Raw genomic sequence first — 26,620 nt, 5'->3', positions numbered from 1 at the left:
TCAGTTCAATGATTTTATTTGGCGTGCTGACGCACATCAAATAAAAGCCTATACAATATGTAGCTTGAGAGGCGTGTTTTCTTGACCACAGAACCAGTTCGTACTCCAAATGAAATCCCCAGCCAACGTACCAATCAGAAGGCTCACCCGCTCTTCGCGCCATCACGTATTGATTGATGCGGTCGTCGTTTTTCATTACATCCAACATCTTTTCGGAATTCCTATAGCTACGAACATGTTCGATTATTCCGAAGATTCCAGGTAACACCCGAACAAATTGACCAGAAGCAAACATAGTGGGTATAACGCTGTTCTTGTTCCAAAGCGCATCTTTCTTAGCACAAGCTTCTTGGAGTTCTTTAAGCGATTGCGGTCCATACTCAAATATATGTTCCCACAAAAATTTTGCTAATCCACTTAACTGTCCAGTTCCATCCCTCTGCTCAAGCTCATCCCAAGTGTGTTTATAGTCTGCTGTACCGATGTTTGCAGTAGAAATGTCGTGCAGATTTAGCGGCAAGGCAGTCCAATAGTTATCATAAATTCTAAGGAATAGGTTCTTGTTAGTTTCCAAACAAATTTGGAGATCGCGATAAGTACAGTGATCATCTGAGCACATATCTAGGTAACGTTTCCTTAATATCCAAAGATCAATAAACGGAACGGGAGATTCAGATAGAATTTTGTGAAGATAAATTGTCCTACGCTTGCGAGGACTGAAATAGCCTGTAAAAATAAAATTGTCGTAAATGTTGATTTGTTTTGAAACTGCTGGCGCAAACTCAATAATATCTACGTTAATACCGAAATGACTGCCTAATACTGTAGTTTCATAAATTCCGGAATTTGCATTCAAATGATCAACAACCGGCTGCAAAATTTTGGATATTGAAGTGTGCGAAACTTCATAGAAACTCCAGCCACCTCGAATATGATTTCCAACTTCAGACAAGTATTTTTTTAAGCTTCCGAAGGTTACCTCAATGGCAAACAGTAATTCATTGGACAATCTATTTTGGTTCTCCTTGAGGCCACTAGCCAAAATGAATGCTTTGCCATCACTTAAACAATGCCAAATTTGCGGGCACTGAGACATAAGATATTCTCTGAAAATGTGTTTACATTGTGATTTGCGCAGATTACGGATTGATTTTGACTGAATTTGTCGTATACGCTCACGCGAGCAACCTTGCAAGTCGCCTAATTCTTGGAGTGTATGTACAGCATTGCCCTGCAAGCCGTATCGCAGAGTCAAAACATTGCGTTCCCTCTCCGAAAGCCTCCCAATTTCTGAACCCACAACATCATCAATGCCATTTTCAATTCGATTATTCGGACTTTGGGTAATTGAAGTTATTTCATCTGGTGCACCTTGCACTTCACGAATAACATTGCCAATTTCCCCCTCAAGTTCCGGCAACCATTTTTTGATCAAAACACAGCGAAGTTGATTTCGTATATTCCGGTTTTTAAGGCACTCGAAGTAATCACTGTCGAACGACGCGTAACCAACAAATTCAGTGATTTTAGAACCTTTGTCAGCAAGCTTATCAATATCTGAATTGTCTAGTTGTTCGAGAGAATTTCCACTTTTGTCATAAACGTGCCAAAAGCCGTCTTTAATTAAGCGGATGTAAGGATGGGAAACAGATCGTCGCTCTCCACGTTGACCACAAACCTGATAATATCGGTCGAAGCGCGCCAGTAAACGTGGCTCATATCGAAACTTGTTTTCGATTTTTTCAGTCGTTTCAAATTGATCAAATACCGCAAGAAGAAGGCAAGGCTTATTTGGAGCGGGTTTTCCTTGATTCTGCTTGATCTTTAATTTCTTTAACGAATGTGCGAATTTTTCGACTATTTGCGCCATTTGATTTTGGAGGTTAAAGTCTCAATGTTGTGGCAGGCTAATTAATGTGGCATTTTTCTTGCACATTCAATTAATTTGGAAGTCCCCTGAAATCTCGTTAGACAAGGTCAAAAACAAGAAAAGCCCTGCCGGTATAATAGGTTTCATAACTTTACACGTTTCACCCAATGGGTGAAACAAAACCAAGACACAGACAGGGCAAATCTCATGAAAATTGTACCACACCGACGCGAATCAACCGACGCGAACTTCGGTTAAAATTAAAAGCCAGGCCAACTTAACTGAGGTAATGACTATGGATTACAAACATATCAGTACTGAGCGTCGATCACCTCACTTGGGTGCTTTCGTTGACGGTGTCGACCTGAGTCAGCCGCTGTCAAAGCAGGTTATCTCAGAAATCAGGAGCGCGCTGCTCGAATTCAGCGTGATTTTTTTCAGGAATCAGTCGGTTTCGGACTCTGAGCATTTGCGGTTTGCCTCCTATTTCGGTGAACTGGATGAGCCCCACCCGGTGTTTGATCGCAAGGATGACGATCCTCGATTGACCATCATCGAGTCAAAAGGCCGCTCGCATGATGCGGAACACTACTGGCATACCGACGTAACCTATCAGGAAGCTCCTTCCATGGGCTCCATCCTGATCGCCAGGAAAATCCCGGATTCAGGTGGCGATACCCTATTCGCCAGCATGTATGCCGCCTATGACACTCTGTCTGCACCGATCAGAATCATGCTCGAGTCGCTGACTGCTCAGCATTCAATCGAAAGAGGTTGGGGAACCTCTTTGAGGATGCAGCCGAATGGAGAGCAGCGATTGCAAGAATTGAAAGAAGCGTTCCCGCTCATGACTCACCCGGCACTGCGGACCCATCCCGAAACCGGCCGGACAGCGCTGTATGTCAACGAGTACTACACATCGCGGATCAATGAACTGACGGAGCCGGAAAGCGCGGGGCTGCTGAAGATTCTTCATCACCATTCCCAACTGCCGGATTTTCAGGTTCGTCATACCTGGCGGGTGGGTGATGTTGCATTCTGGGATAATCGTTGTACTCAGCATTATGCATCGCATGATTATGGCGCAACACACCGAATCATGAATCGTGTGACAATCGTCGGTGACCGGCCGTATTTCAAGCAACCCTACAAACAGGCTGCCTGAGCGATCATCGGTTCAGATTGGGTCTTGCCTCAGGTTTTCTAGGGTTGCGCTACCCATCACAAGGGTGATGGCTAAGCCGGCAGGCGCATGATGCGCTGATCGGTACATCCGCTCTTGCCCTGGCCAGGTCCAACCTGGCGCTCAACATTCGAGCCTGCTGGTCCTCGCCCAACCGCTCAAGACATTCGACCAATCCATGCAGGCTCCATGGATTGTCGATGTGCTGTGAGGTGCCGACCAATGTATCAGAAAGACCCAGATCGTCCATATAGACCTGTCGCGCCTCTTCGATATAGCCCTGTTCAAGCAATAGGGCGCCGAGCGCATGACGGGCGGGTTGCATCCATCCCCACGGTTCATCGTACTTCAGGTTATCGTCCAGATAGACGGCTCTGCGCAAGCACTTGAAGGCCTCGTCGTAATTCCCCTGTCGATATTGCAATTCACCATTCAACATCTGATCAGCAATTTTCAGTACTTCCAGACATGTGTTGTTGAACAGGTAGCGAGTCTCAGGGACACGCTTGACCGCGTCCTGGAACTTTCTTTGTTCGGCACGTGCATGTTGAACCTCTCCGCGTACGGCATGAGCAATGCCTTTGGCGTATCGCCATGTCGCAGTTGTCATTGAATAAAGTTCCGAGTCCTCGGGAAGTGGGTGATCGATGATGTCGCGCCAGCGTCCAAAACGAATGTAGACATGTGCCTTGACTGCGATATACCCTTCGACCCAGTCGGCCATGGCCGGATTCTCAATTCTCAGCAACTCCTCTGGAGCAGATTCGATCATTTCTTCCGCGGCACTCAGGGATTCGGAATATTGTCCGAGAAACATCGCTGCATAGACTTTCAGATGCAGGTTATGAATTCGCGACAGTGCCGCATTGTTCATCAAACCTTCATTTCTGACGTAGTTCCGATCGGCCGCTGATGCCCTGTCGTTTGCTACGACAGCCTCGTAGTAGTGACCACACCGTACGTCAATATGAGAAGGCATATGACACAAATGACCTACGTCCGGAACAAGCTCTCGCAAATGATCGCTGGCCCTTAGCGCCTTGTGGGGAAATGGAGACATTTCCATCACATGAATGTACATGTGCAGTATCCCGGGATGTGGCACCTTTTTGGTCTTGGCGATTCGCTCCATGCCTTTTTCCAGGACTTCGATCGCTTCCAACGTCGATGCCCCTTGTGACGGGTCACCAGATCTCAAGTCCCAAAGTGCCCAAGGTGTGCGCGTCATCAGCGCTTCAGCGAATAGTGCTGTTACATCGTCATGTTCCGGATGGGCATCGAAAACCAGACGCATCGCGTTCGCATAGTCATCGTTCCAACGCTCGTAGTGTGCGAACTCAACTGGTGTGGGTGATTGATAGCGTACCTGCAAGGCATCAATGATCATCCTCTGCCAATCCGATGCACGGGCGGACTTTTGTTTCGCTTGTCTGGAGTATTGATAGGTTAGCTGCAATTTGTCAGCCAGTTCATCCTTTTGCATTCGATCCCAGGGCTTGTTGTAGTAGATGCCCGAGGTGTACGCCATTCCCCAGTACGCCATGGCGTCGTTCGGGTCGATTTCAGCGGCTCGCCTGAAGCACCGAAAGGACATTTCCAGATCAAATCCGTACAGCCAAATCATGCCGCGATTCAACCATGTATCCAGTTCCTTGCCGGTTATATTGATCGATTCGAAATATTCGCCTAGGTTATACGGGTGACTCATTGTGTATGGACTCCAGCGATCAAACCACACCAATCTGTTGTGCACAGTGCAGTATACTTCCTTACCTTTCAATCGATAGCTAAACCGATTCGCTGAAAGCAACGGCATTGCTGTACTTCGTGCGATGTGTGCAATGTTCGCGGGTCAAGTCATCAATTGTTAATGTGGTAGAAAAAATGGGTGGAAATGGTTTGAGTAGTGGTCAGTTCTCGCCGCCGCCCGATACGTACAGTGCCTACCATAGGGATGGTGCTGTCCTGTTGAAATCGGTGATCGGGGAACCGTGGATTTCTGATCTTCGCGTTTGTGCAGACCAATCTCTCAGTCGGGCGGACAATTACTTTCATCGCCAAAGGGTATGGGAGACAGCAGATACCTGCCGAGACTACTGTCTTGATTCTGTGGCGCCGGCAATTGCCGCTGCGTTTATGGACTCGTCGAAGGTGAATCTGCTCTACGATCAGGTGTTTGCCAAATCCGCTGGCGATCCGGCGACGCCGTGGCACAACGACCTGCCCTACTGGCCGGTTCGAAACGGTCGTGCCATCACCGTCTGGCTGGCACTCGACCGGATCGGTTTCAATGCCGGACCGCTTGAGTTCATTGCCGGTTCACACTTGTGGGAGAAGTGGTATCAACCGTTCACTGTGAAGAAGGACGGCAGTCAAGATGACTTTTACAAAGCTACTGAAACTCAATTCGAGCCGTTGCCGGATTTTGAGGCGGAACGAGCCAACTACAACGTCATCAGCTGGGAAATGGAACCGGGTGACGTGATCTTGTTTGATGGAATGACGGTTCACGGCGCCAAAGCGAACACCTCAACCGGCATGCGCAGGGGCTATGCGGTGCGCTACACCGGAGACGGTATGACTTACCATTCGGATAAGGAAGTCAATCAGATCATTGTCAATCCTCATCTTGAAGACGGGCAACTGTTAGACAGCGAACAATATCCAGCAGTGCATTTCCGCGCTTGAGCGCCACTTGGCGATTGACTGCTGTCAGGGCCGGCCTCAAGTTCGACATGCGCGACTCCCATCAATAGGACAATACAAGGTGCGCGGCACGTTCATACTCTCTATCAAGTTCGCGAAGGAAGATGACGGACAACCTGACACCTTGAACACGATTGCAACCACAATGATTCATGAGTTTGCAGTACCTGAAAGAGCACTCATTCGGCAGAAGATTCTCGGGATTCACACAGGTGCTTGCCTTTTTGGTTACTTAAGCGATTGATTTTGGAACGCTTTAGGAATATATGTTGTAATTGAACAAAGCGACTTGCTCGACAGCGTTCGGTATGGTTTCTCAGCAAATACGTAAGAACTCCGCTTGACTCGGAAACGGAGGCACACATGACAATGGCCAGGACCTGTGGACAGGAATTGATGCGATTGCTTGCCCGCTACGGCATCTCGGTGGTGTTCGGAATCCCAGGTGAACACACACTGGAGTTGTACCGCGGTATTCAAGGCAGTGGTATTCGTTCGGTAACTCCACGCAATGAACAAGGCGCAAGTTTTATGGCAGACGGGTATGCGCGGGTGACCGGAAGGCCCGGAGTATGCACTCTGATCACCGGTCCGGGTGTCACCAATGCAGCCACCGGAATCGGCCAGGCTTTCGCGGACTCAATCCCGATGCTTGTCATTTCCAGCGCGAATGACAGCCCATCGCTGGGCAAGGGTTGGGGACGACTGCACGAAACGACGGATCTGTGCGCCATTACCCGTCCTTTGACGGCATTCAGCGCGATGGTGCATAACCCCGATGAGTTACCGGACCTGATCGCCAGGGCTTTCACGGTTTTTGACTCTGAAAGACCGCGCCCTGTACATATTGCGATCCCAATCGACGTGATGGAAATGCCAGTCGAAGACGATTGGCAGGTCTGTGTGCGTTCAGACAGACCGGTACCGACCGCACAGGCAGTTCAGTCGGCGGCCGCGTTGCTGACGACTGCGGTTCGTCCGATCATTGTGGTTGGAGGCGGTGCTCAGCATGCTTCGGAAGAAGTCACTTCCCTGTCCAGTCTGCTGGGTGCAGGAGTCATTGCATCCAACGCCGGCAAGGGCATCGTTCCAGATTCCAATCAGCTGAGTCTGGGTGGTGGAATAATCAGCCCTGCCGTACAGCGCTACCTGGGAACGGCAGACGTGGTGCTGGCGATCGGTACCGAACTGGCCGAAGCTGACAGCTTCATTTACGACTTGCCCGTAAACGGAAAAGTCATACGGATTGACATTGACTCTTCTCGATTCAATGACGCCTTCCCTGCATCTGTCGCGGTTCACGGTGATTCCAAGGCAGCCTGTCAGATGTTGATTGCCGACTTGCAAGAAAACAGTTTCACTGGCAGTAGTCGGGACATTCTCGCAGAGCTTGAACAAGTGCGCGCCGAGCAGCACCGCGAATACACCGAAGTGGAGCAACAGCACGTCAAACTGCTCAGCGCAATGCGATCAGTGCTGCCTGACGACTCGGTCATCATGGGAGACATTGCCCAAATCGTCTACACCGGAACGGCCGCAATGAAAGTAGAGCAGCCGCGTAGCTGGTTTTACCCGGCAGGATTTGGAACTCTGGGTTGCGCAGTTCCCGGTGCTATCGGTGCGAAACTCGCGGTCCCCAATCAACCTGTTGTAGCGCTGGTCGGTGACGGTGGTTTTATGTTTACGGTCAATGAGGTCGCCACTGCGGTAGAAGAATCACTTTGCATTCCGATCATTATCTGGCACAACCACAGCTACGCCATGATTCGAGACGGCATGGTGAAACGGGGCATACCCGAAATCGGCGTCAATCCCAAAGCGCCCGACTTCATCAAGCTGGCCGAAGCATTCGGCTGCCCGGGAAAGACAGTGCACAGCCGCGACTCTTTCGTTTGTGCTCTGGACGAAGCCCTCAGGCATCAGGGTCCTTCCATCATCGTTGTGCTGGAAGACGACGACTGGTTGACTTCCCAGTAGATTCTCCGTCAAGGTCTGATTGATGCCTGTGGAGAATTCCAGCGCAATCCAATTTTCAGGACTGTCACTGCTGTGCGATCCGTTCCTCGCAACAGCTCAATGCCCGCCAGAGCGCAGGGTGCTCTGAGATTGATTCGATGATCGATTGAAATTGCGTACCATCATGCGTGAAATTTCTGTATTCACTTTTGATTCCAAGGTAGTTCGCTGATGTCCGATCAGGATTTGTTGCAAAGATATCGCAGCGAGATGCAACGCATGGAATCGTCTGTTGATCCTGCGCAAATGAATGTACTTGCGCAGTTCCAGCAGCTGTCCGACCAGCTCGCGGCAAAAAAGGGAACATTCGGTAGCAGTCTCATCCGGAAGTTGGTCGGGAAAAAATCGATGCAGCCTCGAGGAATCTATATCTGGGGCGGTGTTGGTCGGGGCAAGACTTTTCTGATGGATCTCTTTTACGAAACAGTACCACTCTCCTCAAAGAAGCGCGTGCATTTCCACCGATTCATGCAGGGAATTCACGGTTCTCTCAAACATATGCGAGACATGCGCAACCCGTTGGAGAAAATCGCCAAGGATTTTTCCGCCAAACATCGTCTGCTCTGTCTGGACGAATTCTTTGTGCTGGACATCGGCGACGCCGTCATTCTCTCGGGGTTGCTCAGATCCCTGATCGACAATGGTGTAATCATCGTCACAACATCAAATACCCGACCCGATGACCTGTACCCGGGCGGCATTCAACGGGATCGGTTCGTTCCTGCCATTAAGTTGATCAACGAAAAAATGAATGTGATCAGGATTGAGGATGGAATCGACCATAGACTTGACGCGCTCAGTGGACAGACTCTGTACTACAGCACCTTGGGAGCCGAGACCGACGCGGCGCTTGATGCCGACTACAGACGGGTGAGTGGAGGATCGCCCAGAGCACAGGGCAAGCTGGAAGTTCTGGGGCGGCAGATACGAACATTCGGACACGCCGACCATGTGATCTGGTTTGAATTTTCCGAAATTTGCGATGGTCCGCGCTCGAAGGCGGATTACATCGAGATTGCCAATCTCTACCGCACCGTCATGGTGACAGGAATCCCCCTCCTGACCTGGGAGTTCGAAAATCAGGCACGTCGATTTATAGAGCTTGTCGATGAGTTCTATGACCGAGGCGTTCACCTGATCATTTCCGCTTCGGAGTCGATCGATCAGCTTTACACGGGAACACGACTGGTACACGAATACGAACGTACCGCCAGTCGACTGCACGAAATGCAGTCGGAAAAATACCTGTCCCGCATGCATTGTGGACAATGAGCCGACATGGATCCGAGAATCTGCGTGTCGATCACGGTGCGATGACCGACAAGGTCTGCCGGTTCACACCCGCAGGCGGTGGATTACTTCGTGCGCGTCGAGAGGCTTCGCGTCAGCCTATAATACGGTCAGCGATTTATTACCGAAATCACCGAAATGGCAAATGTGGTCCAAGGTGTTGACACAATGAGACATAATCGTCCTCCAGTCGTACGCAATACAAATTGGTGGCGCTTCGCTACCGCGGGTACCACCTGCACAATTGGCCATTTTCGGTTTATGGTCGAGGACCTTCGAACGTCGATGGTGAAACTGATCTGATGGCACCTGCGCGAAAAGCTCAAAATATCCTGATATTGATGGCGGATCAGCTAGCTCCGCACTTTACCGGCGCGTATGGCCATGAACTGGTCAAAACGCCGAACATGGACCGCCTCGCTGAATCCGGATGTATCTTCAACGCCGCATACACACCTTCGCCTCTGTGTGCACCGGCCCGATTCTCATTTATGTCCGGGAAGTTGCCGTTCGGGATCCAAGCGTACGACAATGCTGCAGAGTTCTCGTCATCGGTGCCGACGTTTTGCCATTATCTTCGACGGCTTGGCTATCATTCCTGCCTGTCCGGGAAGATGCATTTCGTAGGTCCGGATCAGTTGCATGGTTTTTCGCAGCGCCTGACCACCGATATCTATCCGGCAGACTATTCCTGGACTCCGAATTGGCTCAAGCCGGATGAGAGAATCGATGTCTGGTACCACAACATGAGCAGTGTACATGAGGCTGGAACGGCCGAGATTACCTATCAGCTTGAATACGACGACGAGGTGGGTTTTCATGCAATGAGAAAGTTGTTTGACTATGCCCGCGAACCTGAACAGCAACCGTTTGCCATGGTTGTCTCGTTCACACATCCGCATGATCCATATGTCGCACGAAGCAAGTACTGGGACCTGTATGAGCACGATCAGATTGACTTGCCAGCTCTTTCTCCATCGGAAGTCAGCGCGGACCCTCACAGCACACGAATCCTTCGCGGCATCCAGGCTGACGTGCATGCTGCAGACGAACAGTCCATGCGAAATGCCCGACACGCATACTATGCCAACGTTTCGTATATCGATGACCAGATAGGGCAATTTCTTGACGCACTGAAAGTCACCGGGCTCATTGAAAACACAGTCATCTTGGTGACTGCGGACCATGGCGACATGTTGGGTGAAAGAGGACTTTGGTACAAAATGCACTTTTATGAGCACGCGGCAAGAGTACCATTGATTGCCGCGGGTCCCGGGATCATCCGGAATGAAATTGACAGTGCCTGTTCATTAATTGATCTTGTGCCAACGTTGATCGATATCGCAACCGAAGGCAAGGATAGCGGGGGTGAGGGTGTGGATTCAATCGACGGTACCAGTCTTTACCCGCTGATGACTGAAAGCGGAGCAAGAGGTGACGACTGCGTGATTTCCCAATACGCTGCCGAGTGTGCGATTGAACCGATGGTCATGATCCGCGAAGGAAACTTCAAGTTCATATTCAGTGAGTCAGAACCTCCGATGCTGTTCAACCTGGAAGACGATCCACATGAACTCGATAATCTGTCCGAGAAAGATGACTATCGAGTCACCGTCGATTCGTTCACACAACAAATCCGGAGCAGGTGGAACTTGAACGAGATTCGCGAACAGGTCATTGCCAATCAACAGTCTCGACTGCTCATTCAGGAGATCGAAAGCAAAAGCCGAACAAGTTCATGGGACTTCCAACCATTCCGAAATGCTACAGACGATTACATCCGGTCTCACAAAGAACTTGACGAAATCGGCGACAAGCGAAGGTTCCCGAGAACTACGCTCTGACATGCGGGAATTCAGCCGATTTGACTAGCAAAGAGATTGATCAAGTCATCCTGATCACCGGCGGCAGCAGGGGCATCGGAGCAGCCACTGCAATTGCGGCGGCTCAACACAACTACACCGTCGTCATCAATTACGCAGAACGGGAGGACGCAGCAAGGCGGGTCGTCAGCCAAATCGAGAATTCAGGCGGAAGGGCGCACGCACTCCAGTGTGATGTCTCGCAGGAAACGCAGGTGGTCGACATGTTCAGGAAATTGGATGACACAGTCGGTCAGATCGCAGCACTTGTCAACAATGCTGGGATTCTCGCCCCATTGAGCCGCGTCGAACATCTCGACTCAGTAAGAATCAGGCGTATTTTCGATGTGAACGTTGTCGGTACCTTCCTATGTTCCCGTGAAGCCGTCCGAAGAATGTCCACGAACCGCGGTGGGAATGGCGGGTCGATCATCAACATCTCATCCGGAGCCGCGAGATTGGGAGCCGCCAATGACTATGTCGACTATGCGGCCTCAAAAGCTGCGATTGACACTTTTACAATCGGTCTCGCGAAGGAGGTTGCCGGTGAGGGCATCAGAGTCAATGCCGTACGACCTGGATTCATCGATACCGACATGCATGACAGTGTCGGAGGTTCAAAGAGATTTGAACAGATAAGGCACATGATCCCGCTGTCCCGGGTGGGCAGCGCGGAAGAAGTCGCCGCGGGTATCATCTGGCTGCTTTCCGAAAAAGCATCCTATAGCACTGGTACGATATTGGACATTACGGGAGGCCGTTAGCCCACGCAATCCAGCAACGGCAATTGTTGCGGCATTATTGCCTATTTTTCAAGCTTTCGGAAGTGATTTGACTCCGCGACACCTGTGAGAAACCGTCTGCTTCAAATGAACTATTTTACTCGCTCGTCTCTCGACGAATAAATCACACAAGCAATCCGTCAAGTCTGTTGATTCGGTCCTGTCAGGTTTCAACGGCTTTCGCGGTCACCCGGCAGCTCATATCGCTACGATCAGTCAGTCAGGGCTTCTCGGACTATCTGTTGAAATCGCGCGACATGGACTTCCATCGCACCGGACAACGGCCCGGGTAGATATGCCCCCGACTGCATATTCCGGGTCACCTGACTGCAAATGCTGAAGTCTTCCTCGACAATCTGTTTCGCCCACTGGAACGAATCGTCTTTTTCGGCCGCGCTCAGTCCCGAATACCAGGCCCAATTTCTTGAGACGACCGTTGTCGGACTCGTGGATTCGACCCGTTCGGCCTTGAAAATATTCTGTCCCAGAACCAATTGCAATCCGGGGAAGTGATAGATCCACATCCCTTTGCGCCCGCGAAGAAACTCACCGCCACCATCGCTTCCATGTGTGACGTCAAAAGCAACTGAACGACCTTCGTTAACGGAAAATAGTTCCACTCCTCCTTGTGCAAGTGCTCGACCGAGTCTGGGGTGAACCAGATTCAGGTGATAACCCTCGACAGTGTTATCGCAATACGTCTTCCAGTTGAGATCACCGCGAACAGTAAATTCACCGTGGTAGTCCAGATCAGAAGGACTCGCGAACGATTGGCATAATGAATCGACCTCACCGATCCATTCCGTGAAATCCACTCCAAGTTCGGGCTTGATCTTGACAAAAACGAGATCGTTCCAGAGATGCAGTCCAATCTCCCGCAACGATAGCGTGTTGCAGTCAGTTTTCGGATCCGCACCGAATTTCGGTGCCTTCAGCAATTGACCGCGATCGTCGTACAGCCAACCATGATAGGGACAGCGAATCGATTCGGCTGTTCCCGCACCTTCAGGCAATACACTTGCTCCGCGATGACGGCATATGTTGATAAAGGCACGCAACTGCCCATCTGCAGACCGGATGGCAAATACCGGCCAGCCGCAGATTCTGTCGCTGACATAGTCGCCGGGATTTGTGAGCTGCCGCAAAGGAGCGATCAGCCACCAAGCAGGAGCAAAGATTCGCTCCCGCTCTTTTTGGTAAACATCCGAATTGACATACCAATCGGCAGATAAGGTCTCGGTGATCATCTTTCGTCAAAATTAAGTTAATGGACCAATATGAACTTGTTGGTCAAGATCTGACCGCCAGCCGGGCAATCGACAAGTCAATTGAAAATTTCCCTGGATTGCAAGGATTGTATCGTCTATCGGTCATCGGAGGATTCGATTGTACAAGATTGACCACATCGCCATCTGAAGCTGATTGTCTCGTCAATTGATTGCAGGCGCTTCCCCAAGCCGAGAAATCCACCGAGGGTCATTTCAATCCAGTATGACTATCTGCCGGATTTGCGCTCATATCAGTCAGAATTCGCAGTCAGGAACACAATGCTGAAACAGATGAAAGGCCAATAGAATCTTCCAGCACGGCCAAGGCAGATTCAAAATTCCCACTGATCAAAGACCAGAACGCCTGAGTCTGTGAACCTGAATCAAGCGACCGTCCATAATTGCAAGCCCCAGCGCAATCGAAGCCATTCCAAGCACCTGAATCGCAGTTATGGACTCACCGAGAATCCCAACTCCGAGAAGAATGGCAGATACCGGAATCAGGAATGCAACCAATGCGACATTGGTGGCTCCCGACGCTGACAATATCCTGAAATACAGAATGTAAGCCAACACTGTGGAGAGCAATGTGACACCCAATACAGCGGCGACCACATCACCGCCAGGAATGCCGATCGAAAGTGGTTGATCAAAATACAGTGCCGTCGGTATCAATAGCAACGAAGACATCGTTACCTGACCTGTAACCAGTACGCTTGGTGTCAACCCTTCCTCCTTGAACCTTCTTGCGTAAACTGTCGATGATGCGTAACACAATGCCGCCCCCAACATCGCCAACTGTGCGATCACGTCAGATCCGATTCCGCGAAGAGCCGATGGTCCGATCATGATTACAACACCGGTCAGTCCGATTGTGACGCTGATCAGACGCTGCACGGTCAACCGTTCATCCGATAACGCGACAGCCGCAATGACCACAACAAAAAGAGGAGTCGCAGAAATGATGATGGACGCCAAAGATGAGGAAATTTCCGTTTGAGCGAATGCGATCAGTGAAAAGGGGAATGGCATTGTTCAATGCACCCATAATCAAAAATGCCCGCCATAAACGCAGATTGCGAGGCATATGACGGTTCGTTACCAGTACATAAATCCAAAACACAATCGCTGCACCACTGACACGTAACATCGAAAGCGTCAACGGTGGAATTTCCTCCAGCGCAATTTCATTGAAGAAGAACGAGCCACCCCACAAGACCGACAGCACGATCAACATGAACCATGTGCGAGTTGACATTCGGATTGAAATCGGCGCGGGCATGATCGGGCAGTTTTACCAATCAAAAGGCATCAAGACAATCCGATTCTTGCTGAACGCAACAACTCGCGCAGGGTTGAGACAGGAAATTACCTATGACAAAATTGCTGTCGAAACCAAGTTGGGCAAATCACAGATCGGTTGCTCGTCAGGCTGAAATTTTGACTTCATGCCAACTCACAAATTCAAGTCCTGAATGAATCTGACTATGTGAACTGCAACTTCCTCACCGGCTTCAAGAAGAATGGAATGCTTGTAGTCCGGCAATATCACCAGCTTGGAATTTGGAATCTTGTCCGCGATCTTGCGATTGAGACGAGGGCTGCATCCACCGTCATTCTCACCGGTCAGAATCAGCGTCGGCTGTACAATCTCATGCAACCACGCAAGCATTTCCGTCCCCGCGTAAATTCTGAAGGCGTTGAGAAAGACCTCCGCATCGGTATCCATAACCTGTTTCAATCGTGCCCTGACCACTTCCGGATGCTGCTCAATGAACCGGGCTGTAAACCATCTCTCGGTCATCGTCTGCAAGACATTTCCAATACCCTTGCGTTCCATCTCATGAACAACACTCCAGACTTTGCTGCGGTCATCCTCGGTTCGGCCGGCAGCGGTGGACAGCAGTCCCAGTGACAACACCCGATCGGGATACTTCCTGGCATAGGCCGGTCCGATCATGCCGCCCAAAGAGTGTCCGGCAAAATGAGCCTGATCGATTCCCGTCATCTTTCGAATCTGTTCCAGATCTTCAACCAGATCATCCAATCCAAACTCGCCGTCCGGCCGGGCTGAACTGCCGTGCCCCCTGAGATCGTAAGTCACGACCGTGAACTGCTGTGCCAGAACCGGGAGCAGCAACCGCCAGGCACTTCGCGCGGAGCCGATTCCGTGAATCAGAAAAAGAGGCGGTCCCCGTCCCTCAATACTGAATTCTCCATTGCTCATCGTTACTGCAGCCCATCCAGGAGTCAGGATTGATTGGCAAAGTGTGGCATGACTTCCTCTCCCAGCGCTTGAACACATTCAAGCTGCTCTTGCTGCCCGACCCCGAAATTAATATTAAATACCATCCGGTCAATACCGAGTTCCGCATAAGGTGCAACCCTGTCAACCATCTCGGCCGGCGAACAGATGAGGACATTCTCCGCCAACTCTTCCATGGTCTGATTTCGCTCAAGCGCCCGAATCATACCGGCATCAACGATACCGGGTCCGGTAAACACATTGTCAAACCGACGGTAGTAGGCATGAGCGGCTTCCACGTGTCGTCGACGGTCGCGTTCGTTTCGCGAGATGAAAGCGACTCTGGAAAGAGTCAGCGTGATGTCGTCCGCCGCGTCGTCGAGCTCGCTCTTCGCCTGCCGGAAACTCTCCACCTGCCTTTCCAGCAATTCCTGACTGCCTGAAAGAGGCGTTGTCTGGATATGCATGCCCTTCCTTGCGTAAATGTAGACATTCGCGGGATTGACGACAGCGATCATCATCGGTGGCCCGCCCGGACTCAACGGACGCGGCATGATCGTCAGCGGCTCAAAATTATAGTACTGCCCTTTCCACGATACCTCTTCATCCGAAAGCAGGGTCTGAAGCACCTCGAGAGACTCATCAAACCGCGCTTGGGTTTCCACAATCGGCACACCCAGTCGTTCCATCTCGAACTTATAGGCGCCGCGCCCGACACCCAGCAGCAACCTTTGCTCAGTGAAAATATCTGCCGCCACAACTTCCCCTGCGAACACGCGCATGTCATGCAATGGGAGAACAACCACCGCGGTAATGACATTGATGCGCTGGGTGTGTGCTGCAATCTTCACCGCAAACTGCAACGGTGCCGGCATCATCAGGCAGTTGATCAGATGATGCTCGGTAATGGCAACTGACTCGAATCCCAGCCGATCCGCCAGTTCCGCCTGCTCGATCATATCCCGATAAACCCGATTACCACCGTATGACTTATCCGGATAGTCGGCCGACAACTGAATACAGAAATCCATCCGTTCAGTCCTCTCGGCCAGTTGCTGTCGCCGATCTGGTCGCGTCTTTGATCATAGCCTGAGCTTCGCCGGCAGCGGATGGCTGAACATCAGGCAACCAAAAGTCAAGACTCTATTTGTCTGTCTTGATCCCGAGCGAGTCGAATACGTCAACCAAGGCAACCACCAAGTCCTCGATCATCTCGCTGGTGTGCAGGGGTGTCGGTGTAATTCTCAGTCGTTCCGTTCCGACCGGGACTGTCGGGTGATTGATGTGCTGAACAAAAATACCGTGTTCGTGCAACAATTTGTGACTGGCCGTGCGACACAGATTGGCATCCCGCACCATGACCGGAATGATATGGGTAGGAGTTTCCAGCAATGGAAGGCCTTCCTCCCGCAACCTCGACTTGAGTGTGTTGACATTGCTATGGAGTTTGATTCGAAGGTGCACGTTCTGCCTGACATGCCGAATGCTCACCAGAGCGCCGGCGGCGTTCGCAGGCGTCATCGCCGTGGTGAAGATGAACCCGCTGCCGAAACTTCGGACATAGTCAACCAGCAATGAGGTTGAGGCGATATATCCTCCAATCAGACCAAAAGCCTTGCCCAACGTTCCCTGAATGATATCAATTCGATCGGAAACACCATCTCTTTGCGCAACTCCGCCACCTGACTCACCATACAGGCCGACAGCATGAACCTCATCCAGGTAGGTCAGTGCGTTGTATTTGTCCGCCAGATCGCAGACCTCCTCGATTGGACCGATGTCGCCGTCCATCGAGTACACTGACTCGAAAGCAATCAGTTTGGGACGATCCGCATCGACACATTGCAGCAGCTCCTCGAGATGATCCAGGTCATTGTGGCGGAATATATGTCGCTCACACTTGCCGAAGCGGACACCCTCGATCATCGACGCATGATTCAGGGAGTCAGAAAAAAGCACCATACCGGGAAGTCTCCCGAGCGTGCTCAGCGCAGTGGAATTCGTGACGTATCCGGAAGTGAACACCAAAGCGGCTTCCTTACCGTGCAGGCCGCACAGTTCGGCTTCTAGCTCTACAAGCGGATGACTGGTGCCCGCAATGTTGCGAGTACCGCCAGCTCCGGCTCCGACTTCCTTTACGGTCTTGCAGATGGCATCAGCCACATCGGGATGCTGACCCATCCCAAGATAGTCATTGTTGCACCAGATCGTGATCTCACGACCAATCGAATGATCTGTTGCGTGCGGATATCGTCCGGCATGCCGCTCGAGATCGGTAAACTCGCGATAGTTACCCGCTACCTTCAACCGCTCGAGGGAATCTGCCAGCACCTTATCGTAGTTCATGAACTCTCAAATCGTGCTTGAAGTGCCAAATGCATTTTACCAGTCGGATTATAACGAACACCATGCGTGTGCAAGCATTTCCGCTCGCAACCAGACGAACCACCTTCGCATGGGATCAGGTCGTCTGAGTCTTTTTCCTGCCGGAAATCAGCGCCCAGTCGTCATCGTGTCTGACGTTCAGATCAAAGGTATCCTCGTATTCGTGCACGACCGGTTTCACCTGTGATCGTAAAACACCGGACATGGCCAGCCAGCCGTCATCATAAACCAATGACTTCAGGGTTTCGGACAGCTCCAGCAATGCGTCAAGATGAAGATTCGCCAAAACGACATCGGGCTGGACATCCGACAGAAAATCATCTGGATGCACGGCGATGAATTTGAATCCCAGATTGTTTAGGTCGGCGTTGTCGGTACTTTCATCAAGCGCAACACAATCGGTGTCGATACCCCATGCGAATCGACTGCCCAGTTTCAGTGCTGACAGTGCGAGAATTCCACTGCCACAACCGAAATCGACAATTTCACAGTCGTACAACACACGCTCGGTTAGGAACTCGATACACATTCTGGTGGTGGCATGATGTCCGGTCCCGAATGACAGGCCAGGATTGATGATCAAACTGTTGGTTGAAGAAGCGTCAGTTTCATGCCATGGTGCGCAAATTCGCAACCGGCCGCTGATCAGTATCGGCTTGAATCCGTTCTGGGAATCCCTCACCCAGTCCCGATCGCGAACAATTTCCTGCTTGATACGAAACTGATCATCTTCCTGTGCGAGTGGTTCGAGTTCGCTGAACAGCAACTCCAGATCCAGGCTGCCCGGCTCATAGAGCGCGGTGACAGTGGTGCGATTGTCGTTATCCGGTGCCAGAATGGAAACAGAGCAAGTCGCGAAAATTTCCAGGATCTCTGTTACGCTGCCCGACATGTCGTAGCCGCAGCAGATTGCGACACTGGTGTAGTCTGAGCCACTCACGAACTGATCTGTTTTTCAAAAATGCGCTCAAGATAATTGATGTCAATCGCGCCACGTTGAAATTTCTTTCTCATCAGAATGTCCTGGTGCAACTCTATCGTTGTCGCGACGCCATCGACGACCAATTCCTCCAGTGCGCCTCTCATCCGGGCAATCGCTTCGCTGCGATCCTGACCGTGGGCGACGACCTTGGCGATGAGCGAGTCGTAGTGGGGTGTGATTTCGTAGTTGCTATATATGTGCGAGTCGACCCGGACGCCTGGGCCTCCAGGCGGGTGATAGCGAACTATCCTGCCAGGTGAAGGCATCAGCGTCTGCGGGTGTTCGGCATTGATTCTGCACTCGATCGCATGGCCGTCGATCCGAATCTCCTCCTGCCTGAACGATAGTTTCGCACCACCGGCTATCTTGATCTGTTCCTTGACGATGTCGATCCCCGTCACCATTTCGGTAACCGTATGCTCCACCTGCACCCGCGTGTTCATCTCGATAAAGTAAAACTCCCTGCCATCGAACAGGAACTCGAAAGTGCCGGCACCGGTATAGCCAAGTTCCTTGCAGGCCGTGACACACTGCTGCCCGAGTCGGTTGCGCAACTCCTCATTGATGTCAAATGCAGGTGCCTCTTCGATCAGTTTCTGTCTGCGCCGCTGGATCGAGCAGTCGCGGTCACCTAGATGTACAGCATTTCCATATTGGTCTGACAGAATCTGAATCTCTATGTGGCGGGGGTTGTGCAGAAATTTTTCCAGATAAAGGGTTGAATCCCCGAACCCCATTGCTGATTCGTTGACGGACAGAGCCAATGCAGACTGAAGCTGAGACTCGTTTTCCACGAGTCGCAACCCTTTTCCGCCACCGCCGGCAGCTGCCTTGATCAGCACCGGATATCCAATCCTCGCTGCCTCAACCTTGATCTCGTCAATATCACTCCCAAGCGCGCCGCCCGATCCCGGGACGCATTGCAACCCGGCCTTCTTCATCGTACGGATCGCTTCGATCTTGTTCCCCATGGTGCGGATCGCCTGGGGGGACGGTCCGATGAAGGTGAAACCGCTTTGTTCCACTCTTTCCGCAAAATCCGCATTTTCCGCAAGGAATCCGTAGCCGGGGTGTATGGCATTGGCGTTCGTCACCTCAGCTGCGGCAATCACAGCGGGAATATTCAGATAGCTTCGGGGAGCCGGGGCCGGACCGATACACACTGACTCATCGGCTAGTTTGACATACTTGGCCTCGCCATCTATGTCGGAGTGCAACGCCACTGTAGATATGCCAAGATCACGACAGGCACGAAGAATTCTCAGCGCGATCTCGCCCCGGTTGGCGATGACGACCTTGCTAATCATTCCCTGAGGAGAAAAATCGGTTCACCGAATTCAACAGGATCGTGGTCTTGTTTCAGAATCCTGACGATCGTACCACTTTGCTCCGCTTCGATCTGGTTGAAGATTTTCATCGCCTCGATCAGACACAAGGGGTCTCCGACACTGACACTGTCTCCCACACTCACAAAAGGTGAGTCGTCCGGGGAGGCGGAAGCAAAAAATGTACCAACCATTGGCGACTCGACCGCAAATGTATCGCTGTCCTCCTGCTCATCAAACTGGCTGCCTCCGGGGGCCGGCGAAACCGCCGGCTGGACTTCAGGCACAGCGTACGGCGCCTGTGTGATGGTTGGGGTTCTCGTAAGCCGGATCGACTCCTCGCCTTCACGAATCTCGATCTCGCTGAGCTTGGAAGTGTTGAAGATCTCAATCAGCTTGCGAACCTTCCGCAGATCCATTTCCTAATCTCCTTCCTGTTCCATTCGCAGATGGTTGACGGCCACCTGCATGGCGAATTCGTAACCTTGCACACCAAATCCGCAAATCACTCCTTGCGCGATATCGGCAAGGTAGGAATGATGGCGAAACTCCTCGCGACTGAAAACGTTGGACAGGTGAACCTCGACAAAAGGAATGTCCGATGCAATCATCGCATCCCGGATCGCAACACTTGTATGAGTGTAGGCGGCGGGATTGAATACGACAAACCTCACATCGCTGGCGACAGCATCCTGCAACACATTTACAATCTCGTGTTCGGCATTGCTTTGTCTCGCGATGACCCCGAATCCCGCGTCCTTTGCAATCCGCGCAGCCCGTTCATTGATCTCCTCAAGCGTGACCCGCCCGTAATGTTCAGGCTCCCGGGTACCCAGGAGATTCAGATTCGGACCATGCAATACTAGAATATTCGACATTGGAAAACGCTGATTTGGTATTTGGTTACCAGTTCAATTATATTCAATTTAGTGGCATTTAGAGATGTTTTCGGTGATTTTAACTACATTTTCCCCAAAATACAAGCCAGGGGAAAGACCCGCTCTCACTGGATCAACTTTAGCAGATCCTCCTCCTTCAGCGGGCCCTCATGTGTATACACTCGTTCACCGGTGCGGCCGAATGCCACTGTATAAGGCAACACACCGTCATCGTTGCCCAGCAACTCCATCAATTCATCGGTGACGTGCATTTCTGCGATGAGCGAGGGAAACCGGATTTGATTGGATTGAAGAAAATCCTTCGCGGCCTGTTCCCGGTCAATGACCACGCCCACAACCTGAACACCCTGTTCGCTGTGTTCCGTATTGAACCGATCCAGAAGCGGCATCTCCGAAATGCAAGGTGGGCACCAGCTCCCCCAGAAATTCAGAACGACCGTCTTATTTTTCAGATCGTCCACCAGAATCGAAGATTCGCCGTTGATTACCCGCCAGCTGCTCTCATATTCGCGAAGATCGTCAATTGCTCCGATGGAGGATATGGTGGTTGACGAACTATGGCGTTGCCACATCACGCCTGCGACAAGTGCGGTCACGGCGACTGCGAGCATCGTTGTCACAACAACGAGCTTTCTGGTATCAGTCAAACCCATCTTCTATCTGATTCAGCGATGACACCCTGAGAACTTGTCGCGAACTGCGAAAGCGGTTGCATTACGTCGCGGTTGCCCATCACCGCACCGATCAGCGAAAGCGCGCCCCAGAATACGAGAACCAGACCGAGTCCCTTATAGAGCAGCTTCCAGCCACTCGGATTTTCGGGCAGTGGCTGGGTTGCGCCGAGAAACACGCCCGTAATGATGAACAGCACTGCCCACAGTGCCAATACCGGCACCTGCGGGATGTTGCCAAGAAGATAGATCGCAACCGCGAGGATCAACACACCCATGGCCTGTTTGAGCCGGTCCATCCAAGGTCCTGCCTTGGGCAGCACAACACCAAAACCGAAACCGATTGCAATCAGGATCGCGCCCATTCCAAGTGCCATGGATGCCATCATGGACGCCCCGAGGTAGGGATCAGCCTTGGCAATCGCAACCCCTAGGACTGAAATCAGCAAGGGTGATACGCAGGCGCTGACGACAAGTGCCGACAGCAAGCCAAGCACAAACACGGCACCGGCCTTGCCGCCACCGATTCTCATTGTGCTTTCCTGTACCCGAGATTCGAACGCGCTTGGCAATCGGATCTCATAAAAGCCAAACAGCGACAATGACATCAGCACGAATACCGCGCTCATGATGCTGATCGCCCAGGCATTCTGAAAATAAGCCTGCAACTGATCTCCTGTAGCGCCGGCGACCGCACCGACCGCCGCATAGGCGACGATTGTGCCCGATACATAGATAATCGACAGGACTCCACCGCGCAACCCGGCGTTCGACGCATCGCTGCCAACCACAATCGAAGACAGGATGGGAATCAGTGGCAGCACACACGGCGTGAATGTCAGCAGAATGCCAGTTCCGAGTGCTGTGAGAAGAAGCCACCAGGCCGAGCCGTCCCGGGCATCGCCGGCACCGGATCCGCTGTCGGGCGGCGATGTGCTATCGGCAAATGCGGATTGGACCAGTGACGGCAGTCGGATATCGAATGTCTTTGTGACCGGGGGATAGCAGATCAGGTCCTTGGCGCATCCCTGGTAGGTTGCGGTAAGAAGCAGTTTGCCGGGGTTCGGGCTGGCACGGGTCAGCGGTATCCTGACATCGAAGTTTTCCGGATAGATTGAGGTCGGACCGAAAAACTTGTCATCCATGAGAACGCTTGCAGGCAGTTCGGGCCGCTGGCCCATCGCATCACCGGTGATGTCGAATACCAATTTGTCACGGTACAGGTAATAGCCTGGCGTCACATCAAATGCGGCTACAAGACTCTCTCCATCCACCTGCCAGACGTTGAGAACAAACGCCTCGTCAACATCAAGCAGATTATCGGCTGTCACCACCGGCATGTTGGAAAACAGGTTTTCCAAGGCATTGGGTTCGGACTCACCGAAAGACTGGGCGGCCTCGAATGCTTCGTTTGCAGCGGTATCTGCGGAAGCGGGAGAAATGAACGATAGCAGTTTGGTCACTTCGTTCCTGTTCGGTGGGTAGCAAACGCCAATCGGCTCATTGCAACCCTGCGACCATACCTCGAGTTTTGCGGTTCGGACCGAATCGTCTGCGTGAATGGGGATACGGACTTCAACCCGTTCGGTATGGACAGTGACCTCACCGAACAGCGGGTCATCTTTCGTCTCGCCTGCCGGTAGAATCAGATCACGAACCTCAACTCCGTCTGTCAGGGATACGGCAGCAAACTTGTCTTGGTACATATAGTACCCATCTGCGATATTCCAACTCGCAACCAGTTCATCGCCGTCGATTTCGCTGCTGAACGCGAACGCTTCCTCCGGTGGAAGCAATTCTTCATCATCCTGCCCGAACGACGCGGCGGCAAGCACGAAAATCAGTAAACCGAAAGTAATTCTGGCAATCATCTCAGCGGACATTGACGCGATGAAATCGCAGTGAGGTTCACGGCGATTGGGTTTGTATTTATTGAGGCACTCGTGATGATTTCAGTGATATTCGAAAAATTCTGATAGCCCGACCGGAATCCGTGTTCGCCTGTCCGATCTGGTCAATGTCGCTATTGTAAACCTGAAATGTCGGATTTCCGGTTAAGAGACGAATAATTGAGAGCATCCCGGGCCAGCATCCTTGCAACAATTTTGTTGATACATAGTAATAATAATGTTTATCATTACTATTGTTGTTTTCTAGATTGCATGGAGGTTATTCAGATGAACAACAAATTATTGGATTTCTCGAAAAGTAAGATCAGGGTGCTGTGTACCTGTGCGCTGGCCGCAATCTCGGTATTCAGTCAGGCTTCGAGTGCGCAGGATCCCTGTCCGACAGTCGCCGCAGATGCACTCGAGAAAAATGCGGTGATCAACGTCTACTCCGCGAGAAAGGAGGCGTTGATTCTTCCACTGCTGCAAAACTTCCAGGAAGCATTCAGCAATCATCACTCATCGGAAATTCAGATCAATCTGGTGACCGGAAAGGCGGATGGACTGCTCAAGAGAATCGAGTTGGAGGGAAAGGCAACGCCAGCGGATGTTTTCATTACTGTTGACGCGGGTCGCCTGCACCGTGCGAAAAGCAAAAATGTGCTGCGGGCGATTCCGAAGCCGATAGCCGACAAAGTACCGAGCCATCTTCGAGATCAAGGTGTTGACAATGGCGATGGATACTGGATTGGTCTGTCGCAACGGGCGAGACCGATTTACTACTCTCGTAAACGCGCTGATCAGTCCGCGGCAAGTTCATATGAAATGCTCGCGCATCCCGACAATGCGGGTAAACTGTGCATCAGATCTTCCGGAAGTATCTACAACCAGTCCTTGGTTGCGGCAATGATCGCCGCAATGCCGGGCCATCTTGAACGGTCCGGTTCGCCCGGATGGCTCAATGAGGAAACATTGGAGTGGGCGCGGGGACAACTGGATTCAAAAAGTGAGCAAACAGACCCTTACGCCGAGGCGAAGGTTTATGTTCTCGCGTGGGCAAAACAACTGGTTGGGAATTTTGCCCGCCCGCCAACGGGCGGTGACACTGACCAGATACTAGCCGTGGCAGCCGGACAATGCGATTTTTCCCTCGCCAACAGTTATTATTTCGGGCGGTTGGTCGCAAAAGACGTTGCCATCGCCGATGATGTCGGAATCATCTGGCCGAACCAGAATGACCGCGGAGCACATGTCAACGTCAGTGGTGCTGGAATCACTTTACATGCCAAGCATCCGGCAAACGCACAATGTCTGCTGGACTATATGCTCAAACCCGAATCGCAGGAATGGTACGCACGGGTCAACTATGAGTATCCGGTTCTACCCGAAATTCCATGGGCCGATCTTCTTACAGAGTTCGGTACATTCGCCGCAGATGATCTGGAAATGGGAAAGCTTGGGGAACTGAACTCTGAAGCGGTAAAGATCATGGACCGCGCAGGTTGGCGATAGACAATTGCGATATCTCACGAGTTAACGTCTCACCCTCGGGTCGGGTTTCGAAGACAGATTTCCTTTTTCGATTCAATCTCGCTTGATTGCATATGCGCTCCTCAAACTTCAGTCCGCTTGCCCTGTCAACTCCCGTGATCACTCTGGTCGTGGTCTCCCCGCTGATTGCAATTTTCGGATCAGCTGTCACCACAGAAAGTATTGCATTGCTGAAACATCTGGTCGATACAGTGATCGGGACCTATGTCACGAATTCCCTATTGCTGATGCTCGGTGTCGGCTCGCTGACGTTGATCATCGGTGTACCAACAGCCTGGCTGACCAGCATCTGTGAATTTCCCGGACGCAAGGTGTTTGTCTGGGCGTTATTGCTGCCTTTGGCATTTCCGGCCTACATCATCGCTTACACCTACACCGGATTACTGGATTACTTTGGGCCGGTTTACACCTTGGTGCGTCACATAGTCGGTGAGGAGCGGTTTGCCGATCTATATGTTTCGATCCGGTCGCTACCCGGTGCCATAGTCCTGTTCGCCCTGGTGCTCTATCCTTATGTCTATCTGCTGTCGAGAATCTCATTTCTTGAGCAATCGTCGGGATTTATCGAACTGAGCCGAACGCTCGGTTACAGCATGGGGGAGAGTTTCTTCAAGGTTGCGGTCCCCCTCACCAGGCCGGCGATTGTCGCCGGTGTCTCGCTCGCCTTGATGGAAACACTTGCGGACTACGGTACCGTGCAGTTTTTCGGTATCGACACGTTCACCACTGGAATCATCCGCGCTTTCGGTAGTTACGGCGATGCCTCTGTCGCCGCACAGCTGTCCATCATGCTGCTCGGATTCGTCGGTTTGCTGATGTTCTGTGAGTGGTTCTCGCGCCGAAAGGTACAGTACCATTCAGCAAAGGGGAAAACCATCCATCAGTCCAAAATCCGTCTGGTCGGCAAAAAAGCCTTGCTGGCGTGGCTTGCGTGCTTCTTACCGGTACTTCTTGGATTTCTGCTACCGGCCCTGATTTTGCTGAAGTGGACACTGTTTGATGCTGAGTACGATCTTTCGCGATTCGCCGTGCTTGTATGGAACACGGTTCGGCTCGGTGCCACCGCTGCCGCGATCGCGGTAATTCTTTCGGTCGTCCTGGGTTATGCCAAACGCACAGTTTCGACTCGCGTTGTCGCGAGCATGGTTGCCGTTTCGGGTCTGGGGTATGCCATACCCGGCGCAATTATCGCGGTCGGGGTCATCACCCCTCTGGTCTGGCTTGACCTTCGACTGATAGATTTATTCCGATCTGCTCTGGACATCGAAGTCGGACTGATCCTGTCCGGTTCGATCTTTGCGCTTCTGTTCGCATATACTGTGAGGTTTCTTGCCATTTCGCTGAATGCTGTACAAACCGGATTGCAACGGATCAGACCCAGCATGGACTATTCGGCTCGCGTATTGGGATGCCGACCTTGGGAAGTGTTAAAACGCGTCCACCTGCCAGTGATGCGCGCGTCGCTGATTACGGCATTCCTGATTGTTTTTGTCGATGTGCTGAAAGAATTGCCCGCCACATTGATTCTGCGCCCTTTCAATTTCAACACGCTCGCTGTCCGCGCGTATGAACTGGCGTCAGACGAACGACTCATTGACGCCGCCCTGCCCTCGCTGACAATCGTGTTGACTGGAATTGTTCCAGTGATTATCCTGAGCAAGACGATGACCCGTGAAAGACGATAGGAACGGTCAAG

22 protein-coding genes are annotated in these 26,620 nt (G+C 51.7%); 9 read left to right on the top strand and 13 right to left on the bottom strand.

Translation table 11 applies throughout. The features are described 5' to 3' along the window. Window positions 1-1,870, bottom strand: a 1,870-nt coding sequence (locus OXI60_05095; GenBank protein ID MDE0309191.1) for a hypothetical protein, incomplete at its 3' end; no start/stop codon positions are given. Window positions 1,871-2,165: 295 nt separating this feature from the next. Between OXI60_05095 and OXI60_05090 the strand changes: the two genes are divergently transcribed. Then, window positions 2,166-3,035 (top strand): TauD/TfdA family dioxygenase, encoded by an 870-nt coding sequence (locus OXI60_05090; GenBank protein ID MDE0309190.1) that lies wholly within the window; start codon window positions 2,166-2,168, stop codon window positions 3,033-3,035. 49 nt (window positions 3,036-3,084) lie between these two features. Here the strand turns inward: OXI60_05090 and OXI60_05085 are convergent, their stop codons facing one another. Further along, entirely contained in the window at window positions 3,085-4,761 is a 1,677-nt protein-coding gene (locus tag OXI60_05085) for a hypothetical protein (protein ID MDE0309189.1), read from the bottom strand. Between the two features lie 176 nt (window positions 4,762-4,937). On the opposite strand from OXI60_05085, the gene OXI60_05080 reads away from it, so the two are divergent. The 5 genes from OXI60_05080 to OXI60_05060 all read left to right on the top strand — a co-directional run bounded on the left by OXI60_05080 (window position 4,938) and on the right by OXI60_05060 (window position 11,691). After that, window positions 4,938-5,741, top strand: coding sequence for a phytanoyl-CoA dioxygenase family protein (locus OXI60_05080; GenBank protein ID MDE0309188.1), 804 nt, complete (start codon window positions 4,938-4,940; stop codon window positions 5,739-5,741). Between the two features lie 381 nt (window positions 5,742-6,122). After that, the gene (locus OXI60_05075) at window positions 6,123-7,736 is read left to right on the top strand and encodes a 5-guanidino-2-oxopentanoate decarboxylase (protein ID MDE0309187.1); all 1,614 of its coding nucleotides are present in this window, start codon (window positions 6,123-6,125) and stop codon (window positions 7,734-7,736) included. A gap of 210 nt (window positions 7,737-7,946) precedes the next feature. Further along, entirely contained in the window at window positions 7,947-9,047 is a 1,101-nt protein-coding gene (zapE, locus tag OXI60_05070) for a cell division protein ZapE (protein ID MDE0309186.1), read from the top strand. 227 nt (window positions 9,048-9,274) lie between these two features. Next, window positions 9,275-10,909 carry a choline-sulfatase gene (betC, locus tag OXI60_05065; GenBank protein MDE0309185.1) on the top strand — a complete coding sequence of 545 codons (1,635 nt, stop codon included), beginning with the start codon at window positions 9,275-9,277 and terminating at the stop codon, window positions 10,907-10,909. Window positions 10,910-10,929: 20 nt separating this feature from the next. Next, complete coding sequence (locus OXI60_05060) at window positions 10,930-11,691, top strand: SDR family oxidoreductase (GenBank protein ID MDE0309184.1); 762 nt, start codon at window positions 10,930-10,932, stop codon at window positions 11,689-11,691. A 230-nt stretch (window positions 11,692-11,921) separates the two neighbouring features. Here OXI60_05060 and OXI60_05055 read toward each other — a convergent pair whose 3' ends face one another. Both OXI60_05055 and OXI60_05050 read right to left on the bottom strand, forming a co-directional pair. After that, window positions 11,922-12,956 (bottom strand): aromatic ring-hydroxylating dioxygenase subunit alpha, encoded by a 1,035-nt coding sequence (locus OXI60_05055; protein MDE0309183.1) that lies wholly within the window; start codon window positions 12,954-12,956, stop codon window positions 11,922-11,924. A gap of 369 nt (window positions 12,957-13,325) precedes the next feature. Next, window positions 13,326-14,009 carry a DMT family transporter gene (locus OXI60_05050; GenBank protein ID MDE0309182.1) on the bottom strand — a complete coding sequence of 228 codons (684 nt, stop codon included), beginning with the start codon at window positions 14,007-14,009 and terminating at the stop codon, window positions 13,326-13,328. A 158-nt stretch (window positions 14,010-14,167) separates the two neighbouring features. On the opposite strand from OXI60_05050, the gene OXI60_05045 reads away from it, so the two are divergent. Then, window positions 14,168-14,413, top strand: a complete 246-nt coding sequence (locus OXI60_05045; protein MDE0309181.1) for a hypothetical protein — start codon at window positions 14,168-14,170, stop codon at window positions 14,411-14,413. A gap of 20 nt (window positions 14,414-14,433) precedes the next feature. Here the strand turns inward: OXI60_05045 and OXI60_05040 are convergent, their stop codons facing one another. The 9 genes from OXI60_05040 to dsbD form a co-directional block, all read right to left on the bottom strand. Continuing rightward, complete coding sequence (locus tag OXI60_05040; protein ID MDE0309180.1) at window positions 14,434-15,204, bottom strand: alpha/beta hydrolase; 771 nt, start codon at window positions 15,202-15,204, stop codon at window positions 14,434-14,436. A 23-nt stretch (window positions 15,205-15,227) separates the two neighbouring features. Beyond that, window positions 15,228-16,253, bottom strand: a complete 1,026-nt coding sequence (locus tag OXI60_05035; GenBank protein MDE0309179.1) for an LLM class flavin-dependent oxidoreductase — start codon at window positions 16,251-16,253, stop codon at window positions 15,228-15,230. A gap of 112 nt (window positions 16,254-16,365) precedes the next feature. Continuing rightward, window positions 16,366-17,568 carry a 5-aminolevulinate synthase gene (gene hemA / locus OXI60_05030; GenBank protein ID MDE0309178.1) on the bottom strand — a complete coding sequence of 401 codons (1,203 nt, stop codon included), beginning with the start codon at window positions 17,566-17,568 and terminating at the stop codon, window positions 16,366-16,368. A 115-nt stretch (window positions 17,569-17,683) separates the two neighbouring features. Then, on the bottom strand, window positions 17,684-18,547 hold the full coding sequence (locus tag OXI60_05025; GenBank protein MDE0309177.1) for a 50S ribosomal protein L11 methyltransferase: 864 nt from the start codon (window positions 18,545-18,547) through the stop codon (window positions 17,684-17,686). Next, window positions 18,544-19,896: an acetyl-CoA carboxylase biotin carboxylase subunit gene (gene accC / locus OXI60_05020; protein ID MDE0309176.1), complete on the bottom strand. Its 1,353-nt coding sequence runs from the start codon at window positions 19,894-19,896 to the stop codon at window positions 18,544-18,546. Before accC ends, OXI60_05025 begins: the two co-directional genes overlap by 4 nt. Continuing rightward, the gene (gene accB, locus OXI60_05015; GenBank protein ID MDE0309175.1) at window positions 19,893-20,333 is read right to left on the bottom strand and encodes an acetyl-CoA carboxylase biotin carboxyl carrier protein; all 441 of its coding nucleotides are present in this window, start codon (window positions 20,331-20,333) and stop codon (window positions 19,893-19,895) included. The genes accC and accB overlap by 4 nt, the downstream gene beginning before the upstream one ends. Before the next feature lie 3 nt (window positions 20,334-20,336). Further along, entirely contained in the window at window positions 20,337-20,792 is a 456-nt protein-coding gene (gene aroQ / locus OXI60_05010; GenBank protein ID MDE0309174.1) for a type II 3-dehydroquinate dehydratase, read from the bottom strand. 125 nt (window positions 20,793-20,917) lie between these two features. Next, complete coding sequence (locus tag OXI60_05005; protein ID MDE0309173.1) at window positions 20,918-21,460, bottom strand: TlpA disulfide reductase family protein; 543 nt, start codon at window positions 21,458-21,460, stop codon at window positions 20,918-20,920. Then, window positions 21,457-23,355, bottom strand: a complete 1,899-nt coding sequence (gene dsbD / locus OXI60_05000; GenBank protein ID MDE0309172.1) for a protein-disulfide reductase DsbD — start codon at window positions 23,353-23,355, stop codon at window positions 21,457-21,459. The genes OXI60_05005 and dsbD overlap by 4 nt, the downstream gene beginning before the upstream one ends. Window positions 23,356-23,661: 306 nt before the next feature. Between dsbD and OXI60_04995 the strand changes: the two genes are divergently transcribed. Further along, complete coding sequence (locus OXI60_04995; protein MDE0309171.1) at window positions 23,662-24,885, top strand: extracellular solute-binding protein; 1,224 nt, start codon at window positions 23,662-23,664, stop codon at window positions 24,883-24,885. 92 nt (window positions 24,886-24,977) lie between these two features. After that, a complete protein-coding gene (locus tag OXI60_04990) occupies window positions 24,978-26,609 on the top strand; it encodes an iron ABC transporter permease (GenBank protein MDE0309170.1) in 1,632 nt (543 codons plus the stop codon). Window positions 26,610-26,620 lie beyond the last annotated feature (11 nt).

Source organism: Acidiferrobacterales bacterium, from assembly GCA_028820695.1.
Lineage (GTDB): Bacteria > Pseudomonadota > Gammaproteobacteria > Arenicellales > JAJDZL01 > JAJDZL01.
The sequence above is the reverse complement of the archived record's forward strand: the minus strand, read 5'-3'. Positions and strand labels throughout refer to the sequence as shown.